Source organism: Paracoccus sp. (in: a-proteobacteria) (assembly GCF_030538495.1).
Lineage (GTDB): Bacteria > Pseudomonadota > Alphaproteobacteria > Rhodobacterales > Rhodobacteraceae > Paracoccus.
Genome location: NZ_JAUNTW010000002.1, coordinates 216,967 through 240,653, shown reverse-complemented (window position 1 = coordinate 240,653; position 23,687 = coordinate 216,967). Strand labels below are relative to the sequence as shown.

28 protein-coding genes and 1 tRNA gene are annotated in these 23,687 nt (G+C 63.1%); 20 read left to right on the top strand and 9 right to left on the bottom strand.

Annotation, left to right across the window (positions count from 1 at the left end; translation table 11 throughout):
- Positions 1-260: 260 nt before the first annotated feature.
- From rplU to Q4G20_RS02785, 4 genes are all read left to right on the top strand, one after another.
- Positions 261-635: a 50S ribosomal protein L21 gene (gene rplU / locus Q4G20_RS02800; protein ID WP_303341809.1), complete on the top strand. Its 375-nt coding sequence runs from the start codon at positions 261-263 to the stop codon at positions 633-635.
- Between the two features lie 29 nt (positions 636-664).
- Positions 665-937: a 50S ribosomal protein L27 gene (gene rpmA / locus Q4G20_RS02795; RefSeq protein WP_303341807.1), complete on the top strand. Its 273-nt coding sequence runs from the start codon at positions 665-667 to the stop codon at positions 935-937.
- Between the two features lie 116 nt (positions 938-1,053).
- Complete coding sequence (locus Q4G20_RS02790) at positions 1,054-1,593, top strand: GNAT family N-acetyltransferase (protein WP_303341904.1); 540 nt, start codon at positions 1,054-1,056, stop codon at positions 1,591-1,593.
- A gap of 71 nt (positions 1,594-1,664) precedes the next feature.
- Positions 1,665-1,740, top strand: a tRNA-Ala gene (locus Q4G20_RS02785).
- 1,157 nt (positions 1,741-2,897) lie between these two features.
- On the opposite strand, the gene hisH is transcribed toward Q4G20_RS02785, so the two are convergent.
- Complete coding sequence (hisH, locus tag Q4G20_RS02780) at positions 2,898-3,527, bottom strand: imidazole glycerol phosphate synthase subunit HisH (protein ID WP_303341806.1); 630 nt, start codon at positions 3,525-3,527, stop codon at positions 2,898-2,900.
- The gene (gene hisB / locus Q4G20_RS02775) at positions 3,527-4,111 is read right to left on the bottom strand and encodes an imidazoleglycerol-phosphate dehydratase HisB (protein WP_303341805.1); all 585 of its coding nucleotides are present in this window, start codon (positions 4,109-4,111) and stop codon (positions 3,527-3,529) included. The genes hisH and hisB overlap by 1 nt, the downstream gene beginning before the upstream one ends.
- A gap of 216 nt (positions 4,112-4,327) precedes the next feature.
- Between hisB and Q4G20_RS02770 the strand changes: the two genes are divergently transcribed.
- The 7 genes from Q4G20_RS02770 to Q4G20_RS02740 all read left to right on the top strand — a co-directional run bounded on the left by Q4G20_RS02770 (position 4,328) and on the right by Q4G20_RS02740 (position 10,812).
- A complete protein-coding gene (locus tag Q4G20_RS02770) occupies positions 4,328-6,013 on the top strand; it encodes a BCCT family transporter (RefSeq protein ID WP_303341804.1) in 1,686 nt (561 codons plus the stop codon).
- Positions 6,014-6,109: 96 nt separating this feature from the next.
- Positions 6,110-6,598 (top strand): hypothetical protein, encoded by a 489-nt coding sequence (locus tag Q4G20_RS02765; protein ID WP_303341803.1) that lies wholly within the window; start codon positions 6,110-6,112, stop codon positions 6,596-6,598.
- 3 nt (positions 6,599-6,601) lie between these two features.
- Positions 6,602-6,961, top strand: a complete 360-nt coding sequence (locus Q4G20_RS02760; RefSeq protein WP_303341802.1) for a cell division protein ZapA — start codon at positions 6,602-6,604, stop codon at positions 6,959-6,961.
- A 147-nt stretch (positions 6,962-7,108) separates the two neighbouring features.
- Positions 7,109-8,122, top strand: a complete 1,014-nt coding sequence (locus Q4G20_RS02755) for an ABC transporter permease (RefSeq protein WP_303341903.1) — start codon at positions 7,109-7,111, stop codon at positions 8,120-8,122.
- The gene (locus Q4G20_RS02750; protein ID WP_303341801.1) at positions 8,119-8,892 is read left to right on the top strand and encodes an ABC transporter ATP-binding protein; all 774 of its coding nucleotides are present in this window, start codon (positions 8,119-8,121) and stop codon (positions 8,890-8,892) included. Before Q4G20_RS02755 ends, Q4G20_RS02750 begins: the two co-directional genes overlap by 4 nt.
- Before the next feature lie 4 nt (positions 8,893-8,896).
- Complete coding sequence (locus Q4G20_RS02745) at positions 8,897-10,174, top strand: MlaD family protein (RefSeq protein WP_303341800.1); 1,278 nt, start codon at positions 8,897-8,899, stop codon at positions 10,172-10,174.
- An 11-nt stretch (positions 10,175-10,185) separates the two neighbouring features.
- Positions 10,186-10,812, top strand: a complete 627-nt coding sequence (locus Q4G20_RS02740) for an ABC-type transport auxiliary lipoprotein family protein (protein ID WP_303341799.1) — start codon at positions 10,186-10,188, stop codon at positions 10,810-10,812.
- Between the two features lie 3 nt (positions 10,813-10,815).
- On the opposite strand, the gene tpiA is transcribed toward Q4G20_RS02740, so the two are convergent.
- Together tpiA and Q4G20_RS02730 are read right to left on the bottom strand one after the other, a co-directional pair.
- Positions 10,816-11,559, bottom strand: a complete 744-nt coding sequence (gene tpiA / locus Q4G20_RS02735; RefSeq protein WP_303341798.1) for a triose-phosphate isomerase — start codon at positions 11,557-11,559, stop codon at positions 10,816-10,818.
- Between the two features lie 74 nt (positions 11,560-11,633).
- Positions 11,634-12,005, bottom strand: coding sequence for an iron-sulfur cluster assembly accessory protein (locus tag Q4G20_RS02730; protein WP_303341797.1), 372 nt, complete (start codon positions 12,003-12,005; stop codon positions 11,634-11,636).
- A gap of 121 nt (positions 12,006-12,126) precedes the next feature.
- Here Q4G20_RS02730 and Q4G20_RS02725 point away from each other — a divergent pair, with 121 nt between their 5' ends.
- Positions 12,127-12,720, top strand: coding sequence for a LysE/ArgO family amino acid transporter (locus tag Q4G20_RS02725; protein WP_303341796.1), 594 nt, complete (start codon positions 12,127-12,129; stop codon positions 12,718-12,720).
- Here Q4G20_RS02725 and Q4G20_RS02720 read toward each other — a convergent pair.
- From Q4G20_RS02720 to Q4G20_RS02710, 3 genes are read right to left on the bottom strand one after another with little or no spacing between them, the layout of a single operon-like run.
- A complete protein-coding gene (locus Q4G20_RS02720) occupies positions 12,701-13,996 on the bottom strand; it encodes an ATP-binding protein (protein WP_303341795.1) in 1,296 nt (431 codons plus the stop codon). The two genes, Q4G20_RS02725 and Q4G20_RS02720, sit on opposite strands and share 20 nt — an antisense overlap.
- A complete protein-coding gene (locus tag Q4G20_RS02715) occupies positions 13,996-14,658 on the bottom strand; it encodes a response regulator transcription factor (protein ID WP_303341794.1) in 663 nt (220 codons plus the stop codon). Before Q4G20_RS02715 ends, Q4G20_RS02720 begins: the two co-directional genes overlap by 1 nt.
- On the bottom strand, positions 14,659-14,982 hold the full coding sequence (locus Q4G20_RS02710) for a PepSY domain-containing protein (protein WP_303341793.1): 324 nt from the start codon (positions 14,980-14,982) through the stop codon (positions 14,659-14,661). It lies immediately after the preceding gene.
- A 124-nt stretch (positions 14,983-15,106) separates the two neighbouring features.
- Between Q4G20_RS02710 and Q4G20_RS02705 the strand changes: the two genes are divergently transcribed.
- From Q4G20_RS02705 to Q4G20_RS02680, 6 genes are all read left to right on the top strand, one after another.
- On the top strand, positions 15,107-15,877 hold the full coding sequence (locus Q4G20_RS02705) for a hypothetical protein (RefSeq protein ID WP_303341792.1): 771 nt from the start codon (positions 15,107-15,109) through the stop codon (positions 15,875-15,877).
- A 103-nt stretch (positions 15,878-15,980) separates the two neighbouring features.
- A complete protein-coding gene (gatC, locus tag Q4G20_RS02700; RefSeq protein WP_303341791.1) occupies positions 15,981-16,268 on the top strand; it encodes an Asp-tRNA(Asn)/Glu-tRNA(Gln) amidotransferase subunit GatC in 288 nt (95 codons plus the stop codon).
- A complete protein-coding gene (gatA, locus tag Q4G20_RS02695) occupies positions 16,265-17,746 on the top strand; it encodes an Asp-tRNA(Asn)/Glu-tRNA(Gln) amidotransferase subunit GatA (protein WP_303341790.1) in 1,482 nt (493 codons plus the stop codon). Before gatC ends, gatA begins: the two co-directional genes overlap by 4 nt.
- A 25-nt stretch (positions 17,747-17,771) precedes the next feature.
- Positions 17,772-18,050, top strand: a complete 279-nt coding sequence (locus Q4G20_RS02690) for a hypothetical protein (RefSeq protein WP_303341789.1) — start codon at positions 17,772-17,774, stop codon at positions 18,048-18,050.
- A 65-nt stretch (positions 18,051-18,115) separates the two neighbouring features.
- The gene (locus tag Q4G20_RS02685) at positions 18,116-18,745 is read left to right on the top strand and encodes an N-acetylmuramoyl-L-alanine amidase (RefSeq protein WP_303341902.1); all 630 of its coding nucleotides are present in this window, start codon (positions 18,116-18,118) and stop codon (positions 18,743-18,745) included.
- 14 nt (positions 18,746-18,759) lie between these two features.
- Positions 18,760-19,122, top strand: coding sequence for a YigZ family protein (locus Q4G20_RS02680; RefSeq protein WP_303341788.1), 363 nt, complete (start codon positions 18,760-18,762; stop codon positions 19,120-19,122).
- Between the two features lie 73 nt (positions 19,123-19,195).
- On the opposite strand, the gene Q4G20_RS02675 is transcribed toward Q4G20_RS02680, so the two are convergent.
- Together Q4G20_RS02675 and Q4G20_RS02670 are read right to left on the bottom strand one after the other, a co-directional pair.
- Entirely contained in the window at positions 19,196-19,429 is a 234-nt protein-coding gene (locus tag Q4G20_RS02675) for a DUF6525 family protein (RefSeq protein WP_303341787.1), read from the bottom strand.
- A gap of 86 nt (positions 19,430-19,515) precedes the next feature.
- Positions 19,516-20,898, bottom strand: coding sequence for a M20/M25/M40 family metallo-hydrolase (locus tag Q4G20_RS02670; RefSeq protein ID WP_303341786.1), 1,383 nt, complete (start codon positions 20,896-20,898; stop codon positions 19,516-19,518).
- Positions 20,899-21,063: 165 nt separating this feature from the next.
- Between Q4G20_RS02670 and hemA the strand changes: the two genes are divergently transcribed.
- Together hemA and Q4G20_RS02660 are read left to right on the top strand one after the other, a co-directional pair.
- Positions 21,064-22,293, top strand: coding sequence for a 5-aminolevulinate synthase (gene hemA, locus Q4G20_RS02665; protein ID WP_303341785.1), 1,230 nt, complete (start codon positions 21,064-21,066; stop codon positions 22,291-22,293).
- A 110-nt stretch (positions 22,294-22,403) separates the two neighbouring features.
- Positions 22,404-23,648: a helix-turn-helix domain-containing protein gene (locus tag Q4G20_RS02660; RefSeq protein WP_303341784.1), complete on the top strand. Its 1,245-nt coding sequence runs from the start codon at positions 22,404-22,406 to the stop codon at positions 23,646-23,648.
- The last annotated feature ends 39 nt before the right edge of the window (positions 23,649-23,687 follow it).

The following is a 23,687-nucleotide window of genomic DNA, read 5'->3' as shown; positions in this document are numbered from 1 at the left end:
ATGTCTGACCGCAGATTAGGCCAGAACCGCCCCCGCGAAAACCGTCGGCCGGGCTGATAAAGCGTAATTTACCCAAGGCGCGGGCGTGAATTGCTTGACTTTGGGATGCTGATTTGCCATATGCGCATGAACCGGCCGGGTGAACGCCCTTGGCCGGTCATTATTTTCAATAACATCCGAAAAGGATGCGCAGTTCGACGGCGGGGCAACCCAAGAAACACAGATGTGGCCACAGAACGCGGATGACAAAGGAAAATGCGATGTTCGCAGTTCTGAAAACGGGCGGCAAGCAATACAAAGTGCAGGCGGGCGATGTCCTGCGCGTGGAAAAGCTGAACGCCGTCGCTGGCGACAAAGTCCAGTTCAACGATATTCTGATGGTCGGTTCGACCCTTGGCGCTCCGCTGGTTGACGGCGCATGTGTTCAGGCCGAAGTGATCGACCAGATCAAAGCGGATAAGGTGATCACCTTTGTGAAACGCCGCCGTAAACACAGCTCGCAGCGGACCCGTGGCCACCGTCAGCAGTTGACCCTGCTGCGCGTCACGGACGTGCTGGAAACGGGCGCAGACAAAACCGGCGTCAAAGCCGCTGTCGGCGCACGCACCCGCACCGCTGAAACCGAAACGGCCTGATAAGCCACCCAAGCCTGAGGAGATAACGCATGGCACATAAGAAAGCAGGCGGTTCTTCGCGCAACGGTCGCGATTCTGCTGGTCGCCGTTTGGGCGTGAAACTGTTTGGCGGTCAGGAAGCGATTGCCGGGAACATCATCGTGCGTCAGCGCGGCACCAAATGGTGGCCGGGTGACAATGTCGGCATGGGCCGCGATCACACGCTGTTCGCGCTGACCGATGGTCACGTCAACTTCCGCAAAGGTCTGAAAGGCCGCACCTTTATTTCGGTGGTGCCCGCCAGCCTCGACGCAGCCGAGTAACCCGCTGTTAACATAATGATGTTAAAGGGGATCGGCGCAAGCCGGTCCCCTTGCCAATTCCGGGGGGAATCATGGTCATTTCAGCACCCATGAGAGGGGGAACACCGTTGGACGATCTGCATGATGGGCTGACGCTGGATCAGCCGGTTATCGAAACCGAACGCTTTGTTCTGCGCCCGCTGCGTCCGTCGGATGCGGGGCTGATTGCGCATTACACCGCCGATCAGCGCGTGGCGCAAGGAACGCGGGCGATTCCCCATCCGTTGCCGCCCGGCGCGTCAGAGAGTTTTGTGGCCCGCTCACTGGCTGCGGATCGCGCCGAAGATGTTTGGGCGATTGACGGGTCTGCGCATAAGCTGGCCGAATTGTTGGGCGTGGTGTCGCTGACCCGGATTGACGGCGCGCAATCGGAATTGGGGTTCTGGGTCGGGGCCGGGTTCTGGAACACCGGCATCGCGACCAAAGCTGTGGCCGCATTGGTCGCCGCCAACCCGCACCAGTCCCGCACCCTGTTCGCCGAGGCGTTTCAGGACAATCCCGGTTCCGCCCGCGTGCTGACCAATTCTGGCTTTGTCTATCTGGGCGACGCCGAAAGCTGGTCCGTCGCCCGCAACGCCCGCGTGCCGACATGGACCTATCTGCGGAAAATGGCGTGATAACATCAGATGACGGGGCAGGGCGCCCGTCATCTTGACAGCTTTGTCGCGATGCGTAAAACGAACGATATGGGGCCGTAGCTCAGTTGGTAGAGCGCGTCGTTCGCAATGACGAGGCCAGGGGTTCGATTCCCCTCGGCTCCACCAAACTCACCTCCGTGAAATCGCTTTTTATCCAATAGAATCAATATACGCAGCCCATGCATGGGTTGACGCATGTTCAAAATCCGGCAATTCCCGCAGCGGCAGTCTTGGGTGTTTTGATTTATTTACAACATCATAATAAGAATATTGCCGAAGGTGCCGTGCCCCTTGGCTCCACCAAATGCACGGATGTGGGACGGGCAGGTCGGACGGGTTGCAGCTCGTTTGCGCTAAGGCTGTCTGGATGAAAGCCGCGCCGTTGGTGTGTGATGTCACCGCTGGGGGATGTCGCATCCCCCAGACCCCCTGCGGGATATTTATGCACAGAAGATATGAGAGCGGTTCGGGCAATTGCTATTGACCTGTGGATGTAGCGGTCGAGTTGTTTTGGAATGCGATTAGCAGGTTGGGGGATAAGCAAGGCGTGGCGGTCGATGGGAACACCGTCCAGATGCCCGTCATAGGGGGGATTTTCTTCGGTCATCCATCCCTGATCCCGGCGTTTTGCATCTATTGATTCGGTGTTTTGTCGCGGCGGGTTGCTGCGAAGGAAGCTGCTGTTCGGCGTCAAGGTGGACCGGCGTTGATCGCGGTGTCGCCATGGGTGGCTGCGACGATCTGGTACGTGCGGCCAATCGGTCGGAAGGTGGTATTGGTTCATGGGCCGGCTGATCTAAGGCCGCGGGGGCGTTGAGCGTTTCGACATGAGCGTCACCATCTCGACCGGGTCGCCGCAAATCCGCTTTCCCTTACGGCTTCCGGCGATGAAAATTCCCGATTTGCCGAAACCCTACCGGTAGTGATATTTCGCCATCTACTGGCGGGGCCGATGAAGGTGCCATTCCTCGCGACGGCTGCCACTGGCCCGCCTTAATCGGGCGGGACGGGCGTTATTAGCCACGTTGCAGCGATGCCGTGAAAGCCGCGCCGCCGCAAATAGGCCCTTGGTTATGGTTTCCGGCGACGAAAGTTCCCGATTTGCCGCAACCCTAACGGTAGTGATATTTCGTAATCTGAGGGCGGGGCCGAAGATGGTGTCATTCCCCACAACTGCCGCTACCGGCCTGCTTTAATCTGGCGGGACGGGCGTTGTTAGCCAGATCGTCTGGCGGCGCTGCAGCGACGCTGTAAAACCCACGCCGCCGCAAACCGGCCTTTCCTCATGGCTTCCAACGCAAAAAATTGCCAATCAGCCGCAGCCCGACCGCCTGTGATTTTTCGGGGTGAAACTGCGCGCCGATGATGTTGTCGCGCCCCACCACCGCCGTCACCGGCCCGCCATATTCGGTCCAGGCCAGACGATGCGCGGGGTCATCCACCTGGAACTGCCAGCTGTGAACGAAATAGGCGTGATCGCCCGAAGTGATGCCGTTCAGAACCGGGTGGGGGTGGTCGATGACCAGATCGTTCCAGCCCATATGCGGCACCTTGCGCCCCGGTGCGTCGATGGCGCGCACCTGCCCGCCGATCCAGTCCAGCCCCGGCGTTTCGCGATATTCATGGCCCGTTGTGGCCAGCATCTGCATCCCCACGCAGATGCCCAGAAACGGCACGCCCCGGTTCAGCACGGCGTCGTGCAGCGCCTCGGCCATACCATCGACCTGACCCAAAGCGGCGCGACAGGCCGGAAAGGCACCGTCGCCCGGCAGAACAATCCGATCCGCGCGCGCCGCCACTTCGGGGTCGGCGGTGACGATGACGGTCGCGCCCTCATCCCGGCCCATCAATTGCAACGCCTTTTCAGCGGAATGAAGGTTGCCGCTGTCGTAATCAATCAGTGCGACCTGCATCACAGCGCGCCTTTCGTGGACGGCAGGGCGTCGCTGCGTGGGTCGGGTTCCACGGCATCACGCAGCGCGCGGGCCACGGCCTTAAACGCGGCTTCGGCGATGTGGTGGCTGTTGAACCCGTGCAGCCGGTCGATATGCAGCGTGATGCCGCCATGCGTGGACAGCGCCTGAAAAAATTCGCGCACCAGTTCGGTATCAAAGGTGCCGATTTTCTGCGTCGGAAAATCGACATTCCACACCAGATAGGGCCGCCCCGACAGATCCAGTGCCGCGCGCACCTGCGTGTCATCCATTGGCAGATGGCAGGAGCCGTAACGGCGGATGCCCTTTTTATCGCCCAGCGCGCGGGTCAGAGCCTGACCGATGGCGATGCCGGTATCCTCGACCGTGTGGTGGTCGTCGATATGCAGATCGCCGGTGGCGCGCACGGTCATGTCAATCAGCGAATGACGCGACAACTGATCCAGCATGTGATCGAAGAAACCCACGCCGGTCTGGTTGTCATAAACGCCGGTGCCGTCAAGGTTCAGCGTGACCTCGATCTGGGTTTCGGCAGTGGCGCGGGTGATGGTGGCTTGGCGCATGGGAACCTCGGGCAGTTGGTGGCGCGGTTATAGGCGCGGCGCGTCCCCTTGGAAAGCCACGCTTTTGCCGGTGGGTTCCGCTACGTCATCCGCGATAAGGGGAACCATCACGCAGGGTTTAACATTCTTTACCCGTCGCGCGCAGGTTTTGCGCCTTGGCGGCTGCGTATGGCGTGGCCCGATCCGACCTGATCCGAACGAAACCAAAGGGACAGAATGACACAACATGAACCAACCGCGCCGCAGGGCGCGGATCAAACCGACATTTCCGAAGCGGTCGAGGCTCTGCCCGAACCCGAAGGCCCGACCGAGATTATCGACACCGATTACAGCGTCGGTCAGGACAATATCGAAGGCACCGCCGGCCCCGTCCCCTATGATATTCACAACCCGGTTTTCGGGATTTCCGCTGTGGGGATCGTGCTGTTCACGGTCATCACGCTGATGTTTCCGGGGCAGTCCGAGCCGCTGTTTGCCAGCATCCGCGACGGCCTGACCAGCAATCTTGACTGGTTTTTCCTGTTGTCCGGCAATGCGTTGCTGATCCTGTGTTTGGCGCTGATTGTGTCGCCGCTGGGGTCGGTGCGTTTGGGCGGACCCGAGGCAAGCCCAGATTTCAGCCTGATCAGTTGGTTTTCGATGCTGTTTGCCGCCGGTATGGGCATCGGGCTGATGTTTTACGGCGTCAGCGAACCATTAAGCCATTATGAAACCGCCATCGGCGGCGTGGTGACGGGCGCGGATGGCCTGCGCAGCGATTGGGCGCCGCTGGGCGGTGCTGCCGGTGATCCGCAGGCGGCGGAACGTCTGGCCATGGCCGCGACGATTTATCACTGGGGCCTGCATCCATGGGCGATTTATGCGGTGGTCGCACTGGCCTTGGCGTTGTTTTCCTATAACAAAGGTCTGCCGCTGACGCTGCGTTCGGTGTTTTACCCGATCTTTGGCGAACGGATTTGGGGCTGGCCGGGCCATGTCATCGACATCATGGCAGTGCTGGCGACGATCTTTGGCTTGGCCACCTCGCTGGGCTTTGGAGCAGAGCAGGCGACGGCGGGGCTGTCCTATCTGTTCGGAATCGGTGACGGCAACACCACGCGCATCGTGCTGATCGTTGTGATCACGATTATCGCGGGCATTTCGGTTGTGACCGGCGTTGAAAAAGGCGTCAAAATCCTGTCCGAAGCGAATATGGCTCTGGCCGTTCTGCTGTTGCTGTTCGTCATCATCATGGGGCCGACGCTGGCGATTCTGGGCGGGTTCTTGGGCAATCTGGGGGCCTATGCGCGCGAAATCGTGCCGCTGTCGAATCCGTTTGGCCGCGATGACGACAATTTCCGTCAGGGCTGGACCGCGTTTTATTGGGCGTGGTGGATCAGTTGGTCGCCCTTTGTCGGTATGTTCATTGCCCGCGTGTCGCGAGGCCGCACCGTGCGTCAGTTCCTGGTCGCCGTGCTGATTGTGCCGTCGCTGGTCTGCGTGATGTGGATGACGGCCATGGGCGGCACCGCGATTGCGCAAACCGCCGCCGGGTTCACGGGCGTGGTTGATGCGGCACTGGAACTGAAGCTGTTTGAAATGCTGTCGCAATTGCCGCTGGCCACGATCACCAGCGTTGTGGGCATCGTGTTGGTGGTGGTGTTCTTTATCACCTCGTCCGATTCGGGGTCTCTGGTCATCGACACCATCGCCGCCGGGGGCAAGGTGAACGCCCCCATCCCGCAGCGCATTTTCTGGGTCAGCATCGAAGGCGCGGTCGCCATTGCCCTGTTGGTCGGCGGCGGTCTGGCTGGGTTGCAGGCCATGGCCGTATCCACCGGGTTGCCGTTTACCTTTGTCCTGCTGGGCGCGGGCTTTGCGGTAGTCAAAGGCTTGATGGCCGAACGCCGCGAACTGATATAAACAAAAACGGGCGGGGCATCCCCGCCCGTTTTTCTGTGTGCTTGTCATGGGCGCGCAGGGGTGCAATCTTTGCGATGAACCGATCAGGGAATTGGAATGACCGATATTTTCGCCAGTGAACGCCGCCTGTCGGCCGCGCTTGACCGCATCGACCAACTGCTGGAACAGGCACCGCAACCGCATCCCACCACCGGCGCCGATCCGCAGGTGGTCGAACAATTGACCCGCCAACTGGACATGGCCGAGGCTGAAAACAACCGCATGGCCGCGATGCTGGCCGATATGCAGGCGACTGATGACGGCGATTTGCGCGCCCGTCTGGCCGAGGCTGTCGAACTGGCCGCTCAACTGTCCTCTGCTAACGAAGACCTGATGACCGCCAATCGCGACCTGACAGATGCGCAGGGTTCGGCCAGCGACGACGATGTTCGCGCGGCGATGCAGGCCGAAATCAATGCGTTGCGCGCCGCGCGCGCGGCGGAGATGTCGCGGATGGGGGACATTATGGTGGAACTGGAACGGTTGTTGGGCGATCAACGCGCGCCGGTTGCGGAACATTCGCACAACGAACAGGGGGGCGCGTAAGCCATGGCCGAAGTCGAATTCACCATCGGACACAAAGAATATCGCGTCGGTGCCGCCGATGGCGAAGAACGTCTGCTGCAACGCGCCGCCGCCATTCTGAACGACGAAGCGCAGCAAATTCTGTCGCAGGCGGGGCGCGTTCCCGAACCGCGCCTGTTGCTCTTGGCTGGGCTGATGCTGGCCGACCGTTTCGCCGCGCTCGAAGAACGCGCGGATAAGGCCGAACGCGCCCTGAACCGCCTGCAAACCAACCCCCAGCGGGTCGAGGTTCCGGTGATCCCCGCGGACCTGAAAGAGGCCATGGCCGAACTGGCCGCCCGCGCCGAGGCTCTGGCCGAACGTCTGGACGATCAGCGGGGCTAAGTGGTTTTTAATCTTATCTTAATCTGTCATGGGTTAGGATGACGAAACCGTTGTGACAGGCCGCCTTTGGATCACGCACCGCCATCCGATGACTCCGCCCCCCTGACGCTGACGCGCCGGGGGGATGCCCTGCATCTGTCGGGCGCGCTGACCGTGCGCAGCATTGCGGGCCTTGCGCCGCAGGTGGCGGGGGCGCGGGTGTTGGATGTGTCGGATGTGTCGCGCATGGACACGGCGGGGGCGTGGTTTCTGATCGCCCAAGGGGCCGAACTGGCCGGCCTGTCGCCCGATCAACGCGATTTTCTGGACCGTGTGCGCGACGCCATCCCCACGCCGGACCCTGAACCCGCGCGCGCACCGGGGTGGCGGCTGGCGGTCGAACAGATCGGGCGCGCCACGGCGGGCGCGATGCAGATTCTGGCGCAACTGGTTGAATATCTGGGCCGTTTTATCGTCGCATTGCTGCGCGCCCTGCGGCATCCGCGCGATTTTCGCCTGACCTCGCTGGTCTATCACGCGCAGGAAACCGGGCTGAAGGCCGTGCCGATTGTCGCGCTGATGGGGTTTCTGATCGGCATTGTGCTGGCCTTTCAGGGGGCCACACAACTGCGCCAATTCGGGGCCGAGGTGTTCGTCGTGGACCTGATCGCCATATCCATGCTGCGCGAATTGGGCATCCTGTTAACCGCGATTATCGTGGCGGGGCGCACGGCATCGGCGCTGACGGCATCCATCGGCGCGATGAAAATGCGCGAAGAAATCGACGCCATGCGCACGCTGGGGCTGGACCCGGATCGGGTGCTGATCTTGCCGCGCGTGCTGGCGTTAATCATCACGCTGCCCATTCTGGGGCTGGTCGCCAATCTGTCCGGGCTGGTCGGCGGCGCGATTATGTCATGGGTCGAACTGGGCGTGTCGCCGTCGATGTTCCGCGCGCGGCTGGTCGTCGATACGAACCTGAACCACGCGATTGTGGGCTTGGTTAAGGCGCCGGTCTTTGCCCTGCTGATCGGCGTCATCGGCTGTCACGCCGGGATGCGGGTTGGCAAAGACACCGAAAGTCTGGGGCGCATGACCTCATCCGCTGTTGTCGCGGCGATTTTCGCGGTGATCATGGCGGATGCGCTGTTTTCGATCTTTTTTGCCTTGGTGGGGATATGACCGAAAACGTCATCGAAATCAGGGGTCTGCGCACGCAATTCGGGCGTAATGTGATCCATGAAGGTCTGGATCTGGACCTGCGCCGGGGTGAGATTCTGGGCGTGGTCGGCGGATCAGGGACCGGCAAATCGGTGTTGCTGCGCACCATTGTTGGTCTGAAACGCCCCGAAGGCGGCACGGTCCGCGTGTTTGGCGTCGATGTGAACAACACGACCGGCCCCGACCGCGCGGCTTTGGAACAACGCTGGGGCGTGATGTTTCAGGACGGCGCGCTGTTTTCCGCCCTGACCGTTCAGGAAAATGTCGAGGTTCCTCTGCGCGCCATCCCCGGCCTGTCTGACAGCGACCGCGCAGCCTTGGCCCAGCTTAAGGTCAGCATGGCGGGCCTGCCGTGGAACGCGAATGCGAAATACCCGTCGGATTTGTCCGGCGGGATGCGCAAGCGCGCGGGGCTGGCGCGGGCTTTGGCACTGGACCCGGAAATCGTGTTTCTGGACGAACCCACGGCGGGGCTGGACCCGATCGGCGCGGATGCCTTCGACCGGCTGATCGTGGCGCTGCGCGACGCGCTGAACCTGTCGGTTTTTGTGGTCACGCATGATCTGGACACGCTGCACGTCTGTTGTGATCGTATCGCGGTGCTGGCCGAACGGCGGGTTCTTGTCACCGGGACGATGGCCGATATGCTGACAGTCGATCACCCTTGGGTGCGCGATTATTTCCACGGTCCCCGCGCACGGGCGGCGCAGACCAATCCGGGACGGGGGTAAGGGTATGGAAACACGGGCAAATTATATGCTGATCGGCGGCTTTGTCATCGCGGGCTTTGTTGCGTTACTGGCATTTCTGATGTGGTTCGCCCGGTTCGAGGTTGACCGCCAGTTCGAATATTACGACATCCATTTCCCCGAAGTGTCGGGCCTTGGCGTCGCGTCGGGGGTGCGCTTTGCGGGCCTGCCGGTGGGGCAGGTGGTCGATATGGGCCTGTCGCCATCGGGCGACGGCACCGTCCGCGTCCGGGTCGAGGTGCGGCAAGGCACCCCCATCCGCACGGATTCGCAGGCAACGCTGGAAATGCAGGGCGTGACCGGCGTGGCCAACATCGCCATCACCGCAGGCACTCCGACCGCGCCCTTGTTGCGCGCGGAAACATCCGGCATCCCGGTGATCCCCGCCGCCCGGTCCACCCTGCAAGCACTGGGCGAAGACGCCCCGCAAATCATCGAACGTCTGGTCGAGGTCAGCGACCGCCTGTCGCACATTCTGGGCGACGACAATCAGCGCCGGATCGAGGCGATCTTACAAAACGTCGAAAATTCAACCGCGAATATGGATCAGGCTCTGGCCGATGTCAGCCACGCGACCGCCGCCGTGTCCAGCGTCGCGGCGGGGATGCAGGGCTTTGGCGATCAGATGCAAGAATTGTCGGCATCCGCGCAAGATACCCTGAACAGCGCGACCGCCGCATTGGATAAGGTCACCGAAACGGCGGGCGGTTTGGATCAGACGCTGGCATCCGGGACGCAGGTTTTGGACACCGTGAACACCTATGTCGCGGGGGATTTGGCGGCGTTGACGCGCAATCTGGATGCGGCGGCACAGTCGATTCAGGGCGATCTGTCCACGCTGACCGCGCGGCTGGCGCAGACGCTGGACGGCACCGATGCGGCGCTGACTTCGGCCACGCGCGCCTTTGACGGGGCGGATCGGATGCTGAACACCGATATCGGCCCGGTCATCGGCGATCTGCGGCAATCGCTGGCCACGCTGAACACCGCCGTTGAACAGGTCAGCGCCGATATTCCCGCGATCACGGGTCAGCTGCGCGACGCCGCCAGTTCCGCCGAGGGGGCGTTTGCCAGCCTGCGCCGCATGGTTGACGGCGCGCAGGCACCGCTGCAATCCTTTCTGGGCGACGGTTTGACGCAATTTGGACAGGCAGGGCGTGACATTCGCGCGCTTGTGCAGAATATGGATGCATTGGTCACCACGCTGCGCCGCAACCCGTCACAGGTGCTGACCGGCCCGCGCCAGCCTGAATTCCGCCGCTGAAAGGACCGCTGATGAAAACCACCTTTGCCGCCCTTGGTCTGGTTCTGGCTCTGCCCGGTTGCGCGGCGCTGTCGGCGTTGCAGGGCGAACCCGCGCGCGATGTGTTTGAATTGCGCGCGCCCGTCGATACGCCGCGCCAATGCGGGCAGGGCCGCCGCGGCGAAGTGGTGGTCGAGGTCCCAAAAGCCGGCGGCGTGCTGGACACCGACCGCATCATGATTCGCCCCAATGCGTTGCAGGTGCAGTATCTGCCCGATGCCCGTTGGTCCGACAGCGCGCCGGTGATGCTGCAAACGCTGTTGGTGCGCAGCCTTGGCGCCTATGACGTGTTTACGCATGTGGGGCGCGAACCGCTGGGCCTGTCGGGGGATTACGCGATGTTGACGGAAATCAGCGATTTCAACGCGGTAACCGGCGAAGACGGCACGCGCATCGTGATGCGGGTCAATGCGCAGATCGTGAATGAAATGGATGCCCGGATCATCGCGCGGCGGCAATTCGCGGTCAGCGCCCCGGCGGCGGGAACGGCAACGGCGCAACTGATCCCGGCCTTTGACGCGGCGGCGCTGTCGCTGGTGGGGCAGATGAACGCCTGGGCGATTGGGGCAGTCGGCGGGAACGCCGCCAACTGCCGTTAGGGGTCAGGCCGCGTCCAAGGCGGTGATGATCGCGCCGAAATCGCTGGCCTTCAGGCTGGCGCCGCCAACCAGTGCGCCGTCCACATTCGCCAGCGCAAAGATCGGCGCGGCGTTGTCGGGCTTTACGCTGCCACCATAGAGCAGGCTGACATTCCCCGCATCCGCGACCAGCCCATCCAGATGGGCGCGCATCAGGGCGTGAACCTCGGCGATTTGGTCGGTGGTGGGGGTGCGGCCGGTGCCAATCGCCCAGACGGGTTCATAGGCGATCACGGTGTTCGCCGCCGTCGCGCCCGCCGGGATGCTGCCCGTCAGCTGGCCCGCGATCACGTCCAGCGTATCGCCGGAATCGCGCTGCGCTTCGGTTTCGCCGACGCAGATAATCGCGATCAGACCCGCGTCATGCGCGGCCTGCGCCTTGGCCGTGACATCGGCATCGGTTTCGCCATGATCGGCGCGGCGTTCGGAATGGCCGATGATGACATAGGACGCGCCCGCATCCCGCAACTGACCTGCGGCAATGTCACCCGTATGCGCGCCCGACGATTTGGCGTGGCAATCCTGACCGCCGACTGCAATCGCGCTGCCGGCGCGCGCGGCCATCGGATGCACCAACAGCGCGGGCGGGCAGATCAGCACGTCGCATCCCGCGCGGCCATGCGCCGCCACCAGTGCATCAATCTGATCCAGCGACGCCAGATCTCCGTTCATTTTCCAGTTGCCAGCGGCCAGTTTGCGCGGTGCCATGTCATCCCTCCTAAGGTTTGGGATGGCTTAAAAGCCCCGGCCCGCGCGTGCAACAGCGATAGCGCCAACAGCCATCACGACCCCACGCGGCTGCCCTGCAAGGGTTCAAAGGTCACCGATTCCCCGCAACCGCAGGCATCGGTGACATTCGGATTGCGGAATTTGAACCCGGATTCCAACAGCCCGGTTTCATAATCAATTTCGGTCCCGAACAAAAACATCTGCGCCATCGGGGCGATCATGACGCGGGCTTCGCCCTGTTCGACGACTTCTTCGTTGGGGGCGGGGGCAGAGGCCAGCTCCATCGTGTATTCCATGCCCGCGCAGCCGCCTTTCTTCAGCCCGATGCGCAGGCCAAATGCGTTTTTGCCCGCCATCAGGCGCGCGATCTGCCGTTCGGCGGCGGGGGTGATGGTGACCGGGACGGTGCCGGGAATGGCGAACATGGCGTGATCCTTTTGCTTGCCGTCAATTTAGGTTTGCACTGCGGCCTGCGCAAGGGACCGCGCCCCGTTGCACCGGCGCGCGATGACGCGCATAAACGCCGTTATTGTCATAGGGGGGCGCATGGTCACGTTTTTGTCAGGTTTTGGAACGGGGCTGTCGCTGATCATGGCGATTGGCGCGCAGAACGCCTTTGTCCTGAAACAGGGGTTGCTGCGGCAGCATGTGTTTGTGATCTGCCTGTTCTGTGCCGTGTCGGATGCGTTTCTGATTGGCTTGGGCGTCGCCGGAATGGCGGGGCTGGAACGCGCGATCCCGTGGATCATCCCCGCGATGCGGTGGGGTGGGGCCGCGTTTTTGCTGGCCTATGGCGCGCGGTCGTTTCTGGCGGCGTGGCGCGGCGGCCAGTCGCTGGAGGCCTCGGGCAGCGTCACCAGCCTGACCACGTCGCTGATGACCATTGCGGCGCTGACCTGGCTGAACCCGCATGTGTATCTGGATACCGTGGTTTTGCTGGGCAGCATCGCGGCGCAGATGCCGGATCGTTGGGTCTTTGCCGCCGGGGCGATGACGGGGTCATTCGTGTTTTTCTTTGGTCTGGGCTATGGCGCGCGCCTGTTGCAGCCGCTGTTTCGCCAGCCCCGCGCGTGGCAGGTGCTGGATGCGGCGGTGGGCGCAGTCATGTGGCTGATTGCGGCTAAGCTGATCTGGGCCTAGGCCATGTCACAACCGCTGAAAGCCCGCCCAGATCGGACCGCTCCAGCCGCAATTCGCCCCCATGAAGCGCGGCCAGATCGGCGACAATCGCCAGCCCCAGCCCGGTGCCGGGCGGGCCGTGTTCGTCCAGCCGCGCGCCGCGTGTCATCGCCTGCGCGGCGGATTCGGGGGGCAGGCCGGGGCCGTCATCTTCGATTTTCAGGGCTGTATTCGTGGCGGTGATGCGCAACCGGCTGCGCCCCCATTTCGCGGCGTTTTCGCACAGATTGCCGATGATTTCGTCCAGATCCTGACGCTCGCCCGGAAAGGTCACGTCGCCCGTGCAGATGACTTCGGCGGTCATGCCGCGATCCTGCATCGGCCAACGCAGCACCATCAGAATGTCGTCGATCACCGGGCGCACCGGCGTTCGTTGCCCCAATACCGCCGCGCCGGAACTGCGTGCGCGCCGCAGGTGCCAGCCGATCAGCCGATCCATCCGCGCAATCAGCGCCTGCCCCGGATCGCCGGGCGGCAATTCATTCGACAGCGCCGCCAAGGGCGTTTTCAGCGAATGGGCCAGATTGCCCAGATGCTGGCGGGATCGGGTCAGCAATTCGGTGTTCTGATCCAGAGCGGCGTTGATTTCGGTGGTCAGCGGGCGCAGTTCGGACACATCGGGCAGCGCCAGCCGGTCGCGCGCGCCCGCCCGCACGGCGCGCAGATCGGCCTGCACCCGGTCCAGACTGCGCAAGCCCGCGGTCACCTGAATGACGCTGGCCAGTGCCAGCCCGATGCCCAAAACCGCCAAGGCTGCGGCCAAGGTTGGGATAATCTGGCGCAGGCTGTCGCGGATGTCGGACTGCGGCGCGGTGACGGTCAGGGCAATCACCGCGTCGCTGTCGGGGATCGTCACCTGACGCCGCAGCACCCGCAGCGCCGCACCATCCGACCCCGCGCCGGTGCCGCCGCTGTATTCCCCCTCAGGCCCGCTGAGCTGCCCATCCAGCAAAGACGCGGACCGCGCCACCACCCGGTCATCCGCCGCGACCTGCCAATACCAGCCGCTGAAGGGCAGCGAAAAGCGCGGATCATCGGGCGAATGGGTCAGCGCAACCGCTCCACCCTGCGCGTTCAGCGCCACCATCAGCCCATCCGCCGCCGCCTCCATTTCCGCGTCAAAGCGGGCGGTCACAAACCGTTCCAACAGCCCAGCAATCACCAGAAACGCGGCCATCAGCGCGACCGCCAGCCACACCCCGCCAAGGATCAACAGCCGCCCCCGGATCGACCGCATCAGGCCCCCGACCGCAGGATGTAACCTTCGCCCCGGCGGGTTTCGATCACGCCGTCGCCCACTTTGCGGCGCAGGCGGCCGATCACCACCTCGATGGATTTGAAATCGCGGTCGGTGTCGGCCTGATACAAATGTTCGGATAATTCGGTGCGGCTGACCACGCGGTTCTGATGGTGGATCAGATAGGCCATGATCCGCGCTTCAAACGCCGTCAGTTTCAGCGCCATGCCGTCCAGCGTGATCACCCCTAACTGGCTGTCCAGTTGCAGCCGCCCCGCCGGAATGACCGGGCGCACATGCCCCGCCGCCCGCCGGATCAGGGTTTGCGCGCGCAGAACCACTTCGTCCAGACGAAAGGGTTTGACGGCGTAATCATCGGCGCCCGCGCGGAAACCTGCGACCTTATCGCTCCAATCGCCGCGGGCGGTCAGGATCAGAACCGGCATGGTCACCCCCTGATCGCGCCAGCGGGTCAGCACCTGCAATCCCGGCATCCCCGGCAGGCCCAGATCCAAGATCGCCACGTCATAGGTTTCCGTCGCGCCCAGAAATTCACCCTGTTCGCCGTCATCCGCGTGATCGGTGACAAAGCCCGCCGCGCGCATCGCATCCGCCAATTGCCCGGCCAGAACCGGATCATCCTCAACAATCAAAGCGCGCATTTATGTTCCTTTGCGTCGTGCCTGAAGCTGGCCCTGACCGGCTACATCCAGAAACCGCCCGTCGCGGGCGTCCATGCGGATCACCAGCAGATGCCGCGCAGGGGTCAGCAGGCGGAATTCGTAAACCAGTTGTGCGCCCAGTTCCATTTCGTCCGGGGTTGGCGGTTTGGGCGCTGCCGCAATCAAGCGCCCCTGATACCGCGCCGTCACCCGCACCGCCGCGTCGTGAAAGGGCAGAGGCCGGAACGCATGATCCCACCCATCCTGCGCCGCCAGTGGCGGGGCAAGAAAAACGGCCAACAGAATCACAATTGCGCGTAACATGCCGCCATTATGGCACGAAAAACCAAACGAAACCCTAACAGGATATTGGCGATTCATTCGGTTGTCGTTTCGTAAAAGCGATTCGTCCGGCCCAGACAGGGCCAAAACCGAAAAAGGAAAAGACATGAGCATGAAACACATCGCAGGCACCGCCGCCCTGATCATCGCTGTTGCTGGCACCGCATTCGCGCAAACCGCACCGGTGATTCCGGCCCCCGCACCGGCGCAGAGCCAAACCACGGCGCTGCCGTCGCAACTGACCGTGCTGGGCCTGACCGTGACGGGCGACGACACCACCCGCCGGGGCGACCGCCGCCTGACCGGCACGCTGGCCGATGACACCGCCGTGACCGCGATTGTGTCGCGCGACGGCGCGCTGCGCGGCATTGACGCGGGCGAGGGCGCGATGCCCGACTTTGCCCTGACGCAGCTTCTGCCGCAAACCGTGCGGGACGCGGATATTTACGCTCAGTTCAGCGTGATCAACGCTGTGGGTTTGGGCGATCAGGGGTTCGGGTTGCGCGGCGTTGACGGCTCGGGCCAGAAGATCCGCGCGATGTTTGACGATGCGGGGCGGGTGATGCGCTTTGCCCGCGGCGATGATGACCGCCGCGAGATGCGCGGCCATGGCGGCAAAGACCATGCCGGTAAGCGCGGCGACCGTGGCCCGCGCGGTGACCGGGGCGAACGCGGCGATCGGGGCGAACGCCAGATGCGCGCCGATTTCGACACCGCCGCCGTCGTTCAGCGTTTGCAGGACGCCGGTTATTCGAACCTTGGCACCGTGCAGCAGAACCGAGGCCGCGCCACCGTTGACGCCACTAACCCGCAGGGCGAAACCGTCCGGCTGGAACTGAACCGCAGCGGCGACGTCATCCGCGAAACCGCCCGCTGATGGGCGCGAACGGCACCCCCGCCGGGGTGCCGTTTTGCCCTCGCCTTAGCCTTGCGATACCGCGCGCGCGCCTGTAAACGCGGGGTCAACGAAAGGAAACGTCATGTCCATCACCGAGGATCAGGCCCGCAAGGTCGCGCATCTGGCGCGCATCGCGGTTGACCCTGCCGCTTTGCCGGCGCTTGCCAATGAAATCAACGGCATCCTGCATTTCATGGAACAGCTGAACGAAGTGGATGTCGACGGCGTCGAACCCATGACCGGCGTCACACCCATGCGGCTGAAACGGCGCGATGATCAGGTGACGGCGGGTGGCGCTCAGGCGCAGGTTCTGGCCAATGCGCCCGACGCGCGCGAGGGATTCTTTGCTGTGCCAAAGGTGGTGGAATGACCGATCTGAATAAACTGACGATTGCGGATGCGCGCGACGCGCTGCGCCGTGGGGATGTCACCGCCGTTGAATTGACCGATGCCTGCCTGACCGCGATTGACGGGGCCGGGGCGCTGAACGCCTTTGTTCACATGACCGCCGATAAGGCGCAGGACATGGCCCGCGCCGCCGATGCCCGCATCCGTGCCGGTGACGGCGTGGCGATGACCGGCATCCCTGTGGGGATCAAGGATAACTTTTGCGTCCAAGGCGTGCCGACGCAGGCCGCCAGCCGCATTTTGCAGGGATTCCGTCCCGAATATGAATCGACCGTGACCAAAAACCTGTGGGATGCGGGTGCGGTCATGCTGGGCAAGCTGAACCAGGACGAATTCGCCATGGGTTCGGCCAATGAAAACAGCGTCTATGGCCCTGCCGTGAACCCGTGGCGCGACGGCGACACGCAACTGACGCCGGGCGGATCGTCGGGCGGGTCGGCGGCGGCCGTGGCTGCGGATCTGTGTCTGGCCGCGACCGGCACCGATACCGGCGGGTCGATCCGCGAACCGGCGGCCTTTACCGGCACCGTGGGCCTGAAGCCGACCTATGGCCGGGTCAGCCGGTGGGGGATCATCGCCTATGCCAGCTCGCTGGATCAGGCGGGGCCGATGACCAAATCGGTGCGCGACGCGGCGATCATGCTGGGCGCCATGGCCTCGGTCGATCCGATGGATTCGACCAGTGCCGACATTGCTGTGCCGGATTTCGAAGCCGCCCTGACCGGCGACATTCGCGGCAAACGCATCGGGATTCCGCGTGAATACCGCGTTGACGGGATGCCCGATGACATCGACGCGCTGTGGCGCAAGGGCGCGGATATGCTGCGCGATGCGGGCGCAGAAATCGTGGACATCAGCCTGCCGCATACGAAATACGCGCTGCCAGCCTATTACGTTGTGGCCTTGGCCGAAGCATCGTCGAATCTGGCGCGTTATGACGGGGTGCGTTACGGGCATCGCGCGACGCTGGGCGCCGGTGACGGCATCGTCGATATGTATGAAAAAACCCGCGCCCAAGGGTTCGGCCCCGAGGTTCAGCGCCGCATCATCATCGGCACCTATGTTCTGTCGGCGGGGTTCTATGACGCGTATTACAACCGCGCGCGCAAGGTGCGGGCGCTGATCAAGCGCGACTTTGAACAGGCATTCGACAGCGGCATTGACGCGATTCTGGCACCCGCCACGCCGTCATCGGCCTTTGCCATCGGCGCATCCGACAGCCACGATCCGGTGCAGATGTATCTGAACGACGTGTTCACGGTGACGCTGAACCTTGCGGGTCTGCCGGGGATCTCGGTCCCGATGGGGCTGGACGCCAAGGGTCTGCCGCTGGGGATGCAACTGTTCGGCCGCCCGTTCGAAGAAGGCGATCTGCTGAATCAGGCCAGCGTGCTGGAACGCGCGGCGGGTTTTGTGGCCAAGCCGGATCGTTGGTGGTAAGATCAGGCGAAACTAGGGGGGCGATATGCGCGGCGTGATGATTTTGGGTGTGCTGGCCGTTGCCGGTTGCGGCGCCCACAGCGGGATGAACCCGAATTACCAGATGGGCGGCGACGCTTATGGTCAGTATAAAATCGCGCGCGAAGCGGCCCTGACCGGCACCACGGTGCCGTCGCAGGTCATTCCGGTGGCGCGTCCGTTCTATGCCCCCACGGCGGCGGATATTGCGGGGCAAAACCCCGTGCCGCCCGCGCCGGTTCGCTGGCGCGCGCCTCAACCCGCGGCGGGTGACGCGCCGCTGTGATCAGCCCGAACCATGGCGACCGGCGGGGCCAGCGGCCCAGCCTGATCGTGCTGCACTATACCGGCATGGCGGATGCGGCATCAGCCCGCGCGCGCCTCTGCGACCCCGAGGCCGAGGTCAGCGCCCATTACCTGATCGACGAAACCGGTGCGGTTGAGCAATTGGTTCCCGAGGATCGCCGCGCATGGCATGCCGGTGCCGGATCGTGGCGCGGTCAGGATGACGTCAATTCCCGCAGCATTGGGATTGAAATAGCCAATCCCGGCGACCGTCCTTTTGCTGCCGCGCAGATGGATGCATTAACCGATCTGCTGCGCGGGATGATGAGCCGGTGGGGCATCGGCCCCAAGGGGGTGATCGCCCATTCCGATCTGGCCCCCACGCGTAAATGCGACCCCGGCCCGCGATTTGATTGGGAACGCTTAGCGCGTCAGGGGCTGGCGCTGTGGTCGGGGCCGGGCGCGGATCGCCCTCTGGCCGACAGCCTGACCGCAATTGGTTACCCGGACGCACCGGCTGATATGCGGCTGGCGGCGTTTCGGTTGCGCTTTCGCCCCTGGGGCGCGGGGGCCGAAACCGAACAGGACCGCCGCGCGGCGGCTTGGGTCGCGGACCATCAGGTCGGCTTTGAATATCAAGCGGGTCAGGGGGCGTTGCCCCCGTCGCCTGAAGGCGACTCCCCCAGGATATTTTGACACAGAAGATACCGATGAACCTGCGCGTCTTTGATAAGATCATTTCCGATCGCGGGTCACGCTATGCGGTGTCGGGTGCGCCCGCATCGAACCCCGCGCAGGTGGCGGCATTGATTGCGGAATTGCGTGCGAATAAACGCTTTGCAAAGGCGACGCATCACAGTTGGGCGGCGGTGCTGTCGGGTGAACCGGCGCGCGATGATGATGGCGAAACCGGGGCGGGGGCGTTGATCTTGCAGATGATCGAACGCGCGGAATTGCGGGATCATGTGATTATTGTCACCCGTTGGTATGGCGGCAAACATCTGGGCGGGGACCGGTTTCGACATGTCGCGGATGCGGTCCGGCATTACTTACGCGAAACGGGCTTGGGTTAGGCGCGTCGGCTTTATCTTCTGTGCTTAAATATCCCGCAGGGTCCGGGGGCGCGTAGCCCCCGGCGCTGTCCATTCAGAACCGGCGTTCGCGGCGCAGGGCGTTTGCTTGGGCGCGGTTCAGGGCTTCGGTCGGGTTGGTGCCGCGTTGCTGCGCGCGCTGCCACAGGCGCAGGCAGGACGTGGCCGACCACGGCAGCGCGGCATCCGCCATCCACCGGCGCAGCGGCTGGGGCAGGGCGTCATAGCGCGCCATCGGGTTGGCGGTGCGGCGGCGGCGTTGAGCGGTATGGCCAAGATTGCCGGTCATGGGGGATCCGTTGCAGTTTTACGTTATGTAATACTATATCAAAACTCACGCAAGAAAAAAGCGGGGCTGTCACGCCCCGCCCGATCTTACCGCAGCGCCGCGATGATGCGCGCCCAGGACCGCGCGCCTTTGGCAAAGCTGTCCACATCGTATTTTTCGTTCGGCGAATGGATGCGGTCATCGTCGCGGGCAAAGCCGATCAGCATGGCGTCCATACCCAGCAATTCCTTGAAATCGCCCGCGATTGGGATGGACCCGCCCGCCCCGATATAGGCCGCATCAACGCCCCATTCATCGGTCAGCGCCTGTTTCGCCTGACCAAAGGCCGGGTCGCTGGTGTCCATCACGCTGGCGGGGCTGGCGCCGTGATCGGTGAAATCGACCCGGCAATCATCGGGGACAAAGCGGTGGATATGGTCCTGAAACGCGGTGCGGATTTTTTCGGGGTCTTGCTGGCCGGTCAGGCGAAAGCTGACCTTGGCGCTTGCCTGCGCGGGCAGCACGGTTTTGAAGCCCGCACCCGTGTAACCGCCCGTAATCCCGTTGATTTCGGCGGTCGGTTGGTTCCACAGCATTTCTAACGGAGTGCGCCCGCGTTCGCCAATGGGTGTGGTCAGACCGACGCCCGACAAAAACCCTGCCGCGTCAAAGTTCAGCGCGTCCCAATCGGCGCGCAGATCATCGGTCAATTCCTGCACGCCGTCATAAAAACCGGGCAGGGTGACGCGGCCGGTGTCGTCCTTCAACGCGGCCAGAGCCTGCGCCAGAATCAGGATCGGGTTTGCGGCCAGCCCGCCAAAGGCGCCGGAATGAAGATCGCGGTCGGCGGCGTGGATGGTGACCTCTTGCCCGACCAGACCGCGCAATTGGGTGGTGATGGCGGGGCGGCCATCGGCATACAGCCCGGTGTCGCAGATCATCGCCAGCGACGCCCGCAGTTCATCGGCATTGTCGCGCAGGAACGGACGCAGCGACGGAGAACCGGATTCCTCTTCGCCTTCGCACAGGATGGTGATGTCGGTGGGCAATTCGCCGTGGATGTCGCGCCATGCGCGGAACGCCTCGACAAAGGTCATCAGCTGGCCTTTGTCATCGGATGCGCCGCGCGCCCGGATCACGCGGCCTTGCGGGGTGTCCTGAATTTCGGGATCAAACGGCGCGCGGTCCCATAGCTCAACCGGATCAACGGGTTGCACGTCATAGTGGCCGTAAAACAGTAACGGGCGGGCATCGCCGCGCGGGCTGTGGGCGACGACCATCGGATGACCCGGCGTGTCGCGCAGCTGCGCGTCGAACCCCAAGTCGCGCAATTCATTCGCCAGCCATTCCGCCGCCGCGCGCACATCGCCGTTATGTGCCGGATCGGTGGAAATCGACGGGATACGCAGAAACGCCTTCAGCCGGTTCAGCGCGTCATCCAGCCCCGTATCCAGCCGGTCCAGCACCTGATTGAGTTTGTCTTGGGTCATCATTCGCGCCTTTCCTGACGGTTGATCTGTGTTTCCGGGATAGGCATTTCGTCGCGTCATGACGTTTTGCCCTGTTTTTTTCGCGCTTTGACCTTTATCAAGGTCGCGCCGCGCTTGATCAGACAGAATGATCATACCCAGCCATCTATGCAAGGGAACGCCCGCATGAATTACGACGCCGCACTGGATCTGGCCATTTCTCGTCTGCATGACGAAGGACGATACCGCACGTTCATTGACATTGAACGCGCCAAGGGCCGGTTTCCGCAGGCGGTCTGGAACCGTCCCGATGGTGAAAAACAAGACATCACCGTGTGGTGCGGCAATGATTATCTGGGCATGGGGCAACATCCGGTCGTTCTGGACGCCATGCATCAGGCCTTGGACGCCGCCGGTGCGGGGTCGGGCGGCACGCGCAATATTTCCGGCACGACGGCCTATCACAAACGGTTAGAGGCCGAACTGGCCGACCTGCACGACAAAGAGGCCGCGCTGATTTTCAGCAGTGCCTATGTCGCGAATGACGCCACGCTGTCCACGCTGCCCAAGCTGTTTCCGGGGCTGATCATCTATTCCGATTCGCTGAACCACGCATCCATGATCGAAGGGATCAAACGCAATGGCGGCGAAAAACGTGTGTTCCGTCACAATGATGTGGCGCATCTGCGGGAATTGATGGCCGCGGATGATCCGGCGGCACCCAAACTGATTGCGTTCGAATCCATCTATTCAATGGATGGAGATTTCGGGCCGATTGCGGCCATCTGCGATCTGGCCGATGAATTTGGCGCGCTGACCTATCTGGACGAAGTTCACGCGGTCGGCATGTATGGCCCGCGTGGTGGTGGCGTGGCGGAACGCGACGGATTGTCGCACCGCATCGACATTTTCAACGGCACGCTGGGCAAGGCGTTTGGCGTGTTTGGCGGCTACATCGCGGGCAGCGCGAAAATGTGCGACGCGATCCGGTCCTATGCGCCGGGGTTCATCTTTACCACGTCTCTGCCGCCTGCGGTTGCAGCGGGGGCGGCGGCGTCGATTGCCTATCTGAAAACGGCGGCGGGGCAGGACTTGCGCGATGCCCAGCAATTGCACGCCCGGATTTTGAAAGACCGGCTGAAATCGCTGGGGATGCCGATTATCGACCATGGCAGCCATATTGTGCCGGTGCATGTCGGCCATCCGGTGCATTGTAAAATGCTGTCCGACATGCTGCTGTCCGATCACGGCGTTTATGTGCAGCCGATCAATTTCCCGACCGTGCCGCGCGGCACCGAACGGCTGCGGTTCACGCCGTCGCCCGTGCATGACCCCAAACAGATCGACCATCTGGTTCGCGCCATGGATCGGCTGTGGTCACATTGCGCGCTGAATCGCGCGGAATTAAGCGCATAGGATAAATCAGCGGGTGAACCGCTCTCGCCAGCGTGATAACCTTTGGTTAAAGAACCTGTGGCATGATCTGATTCGGATCGGCCACATAATCGGCGAAAGAGGCATTCGGGATGAGCAGGCTGCGGGACACTTACCCGGCAGATGAGGTGTTGCCAATCGAATCGGGCTTGCCCGATGATGACACCCGGCTTGGCGATCTTATGCGTGGCGAACGGGCGACGCTTGGCAAATCCTTGCTGGATGTTCAGCGGGAATTGCGGATTCGCGCGTCTTATGTCGCGGCGATCGAAAATTGCGACATCTCGGCCTTTGATACGCCCAGTTTTATTTCGGGCTATGTCCGGTCTTATGCGCGGTATCTGGGCATGGACCCGGATTGGACGTTCCGCCGGTTCTGCACCGAATCGGGGTTTCAGCCCACGCATGGCATGGCACCGGCGGCGGCTGGCCCGAAACCCACGCGCCGCCCGTCGGACCCGGCCGAGGCATTGGCGAACCCCCGCGCGCTGTTCATCCCGCAGGAACAAAGTTTCTGGTCCGATGTGGAACCCCGCGCGATTGGGTCGGTTCTGGTGCTGGTCGCGGTGGTCTGCGGTCTGGCCTATGGCGGCTACACCGTTCTGCAAGAGGTGCAGCGCGTGACGCTGGCCCCCGGCGAAGGGACGCCCGCGATTGTCACCACGCTGGACCCGGTGGCGCAACCGTCGCTGGTCGGTCCCGAGGTTCAGTTTGACACCGACATCGCCGCGCTGCCCCAGCCCGAGGCGGTTGACCGCATGTATCGCCCGCAAATCCTTGAAGCGCCTGTGTTAACCGCGCGTGACGGTCCGATTGCGGCGATTGATCCGGGGCTGGTCTTTGACGTACCGGATGTGGGGTCGGTGATTGCGTCGGCTGATGTGGCGGCGACTCCGCGCGGAACGGATTTTGGCCCCGACTGGCCCGGTCAGCAGGTCGCAGTGGTCGATGCGCCGGTGCGCACGGTCGCGCCTGACGCGCCGGAATTGGAATTGCTGGCCGCGCGTCCGGCCTGGGTGCGGGTCACATCCGCCGATGGCACCGTGCTGTTGGAGAAAATTATGGATGCGGGCGAACGCTTTACCCTGCCTAAGCTCGAAGACGCGCCCCGCCTGCGCACCGGCAATTCGGGCGCGGTGTATTTCGCGGTGAACGGTCAGACCTATGGCCCGGCAGCACCCGGCGCGCAGGTCATCAGCAATGTGGAACTGTCGCCCAGCAGCCTGACCGACCGTTTCGCCTTGGCCGATATGGCCAAGGATCCCGAACTGGCGCAAATGGTCGCGATTGCGCAGGTCGATGCGGCGCTGACCGGGCCGTTAACCTCGTCGGATTAAGCGTTGAAAACGCCGGGTAAATCGCCCGGCGTTTGCGTT

Excerpts from the sequence above, each read along its gene's own strand:
- rplU (WP_303341809.1), top strand. The coding sequence starts at position 261 with ATGTTCGCAGTTCTGAAAACGGGCGGCAAGCAATACAAAGTGCAGGCG.
- rpmA (WP_303341807.1), top strand. The coding sequence starts at position 665 with ATGGCACATAAGAAAGCAGGCGGTTCTTCGCGCAACGGTCGCGATTCT.
- hisH (WP_303341806.1), bottom strand. The coding sequence starts at position 3,527 with ATGCAGGTCGCACTGATTGATTACGACAGCGGCAACCTTCATTCCGCT.
- hisB (WP_303341805.1), bottom strand. The coding sequence starts at position 4,111 with ATGCGCCAAGCCACCATCACCCGCGCCACTGCCGAAACCCAGATCGAG.
- Q4G20_RS02770 (WP_303341804.1), top strand. The coding sequence starts at position 4,328 with ATGACACAACATGAACCAACCGCGCCGCAGGGCGCGGATCAAACCGAC.
- Q4G20_RS02765 (WP_303341803.1), top strand. The coding sequence starts at position 6,110 with ATGACCGATATTTTCGCCAGTGAACGCCGCCTGTCGGCCGCGCTTGAC.
- Q4G20_RS02760 (WP_303341802.1), top strand. The coding sequence starts at position 6,602 with ATGGCCGAAGTCGAATTCACCATCGGACACAAAGAATATCGCGTCGGT.
- Q4G20_RS02750 (WP_303341801.1), top strand. The coding sequence starts at position 8,119 with ATGACCGAAAACGTCATCGAAATCAGGGGTCTGCGCACGCAATTCGGG.
- Q4G20_RS02745 (WP_303341800.1), top strand. The coding sequence starts at position 8,897 with ATGGAAACACGGGCAAATTATATGCTGATCGGCGGCTTTGTCATCGCG.
- Q4G20_RS02740 (WP_303341799.1), top strand. The coding sequence starts at position 10,186 with ATGAAAACCACCTTTGCCGCCCTTGGTCTGGTTCTGGCTCTGCCCGGT.
- tpiA (WP_303341798.1), bottom strand. The coding sequence starts at position 11,559 with ATGGCACCGCGCAAACTGGCCGCTGGCAACTGGAAAATGAACGGAGAT.
- Q4G20_RS02730 (WP_303341797.1), bottom strand. The coding sequence starts at position 12,005 with ATGTTCGCCATTCCCGGCACCGTCCCGGTCACCATCACCCCCGCCGCC.
- Q4G20_RS02725 (WP_303341796.1), top strand. The coding sequence starts at position 12,127 with ATGGTCACGTTTTTGTCAGGTTTTGGAACGGGGCTGTCGCTGATCATG.
- Q4G20_RS02720 (WP_303341795.1), bottom strand. The coding sequence starts at position 13,996 with ATGCGGTCGATCCGGGGGCGGCTGTTGATCCTTGGCGGGGTGTGGCTG.
- Q4G20_RS02715 (WP_303341794.1), bottom strand. The coding sequence starts at position 14,658 with ATGCGCGCTTTGATTGTTGAGGATGATCCGGTTCTGGCCGGGCAATTG.
- Q4G20_RS02710 (WP_303341793.1), bottom strand. The coding sequence starts at position 14,982 with ATGTTACGCGCAATTGTGATTCTGTTGGCCGTTTTTCTTGCCCCGCCA.
- Q4G20_RS02705 (WP_303341792.1), top strand. The coding sequence starts at position 15,107 with ATGAGCATGAAACACATCGCAGGCACCGCCGCCCTGATCATCGCTGTT.
- gatC (WP_303341791.1), top strand. The coding sequence starts at position 15,981 with ATGTCCATCACCGAGGATCAGGCCCGCAAGGTCGCGCATCTGGCGCGC.
- gatA (WP_303341790.1), top strand. The coding sequence starts at position 16,265 with ATGACCGATCTGAATAAACTGACGATTGCGGATGCGCGCGACGCGCTG.
- Q4G20_RS02690 (WP_303341789.1), top strand. The coding sequence starts at position 17,772 with ATGCGCGGCGTGATGATTTTGGGTGTGCTGGCCGTTGCCGGTTGCGGC.
- Q4G20_RS02685 (WP_303341902.1), top strand. The coding sequence starts at position 18,116 with ATGGCGGATGCGGCATCAGCCCGCGCGCGCCTCTGCGACCCCGAGGCC.
- Q4G20_RS02680 (WP_303341788.1), top strand. The coding sequence starts at position 18,760 with ATGAACCTGCGCGTCTTTGATAAGATCATTTCCGATCGCGGGTCACGC.
- Q4G20_RS02675 (WP_303341787.1), bottom strand. The coding sequence starts at position 19,429 with ATGACCGGCAATCTTGGCCATACCGCTCAACGCCGCCGCCGCACCGCC.
- Q4G20_RS02670 (WP_303341786.1), bottom strand. The coding sequence starts at position 20,898 with ATGACCCAAGACAAACTCAATCAGGTGCTGGACCGGCTGGATACGGGG.
- hemA (WP_303341785.1), top strand. The coding sequence starts at position 21,064 with ATGAATTACGACGCCGCACTGGATCTGGCCATTTCTCGTCTGCATGAC.
- Q4G20_RS02660 (WP_303341784.1), top strand. The coding sequence starts at position 22,404 with ATGAGCAGGCTGCGGGACACTTACCCGGCAGATGAGGTGTTGCCAATC.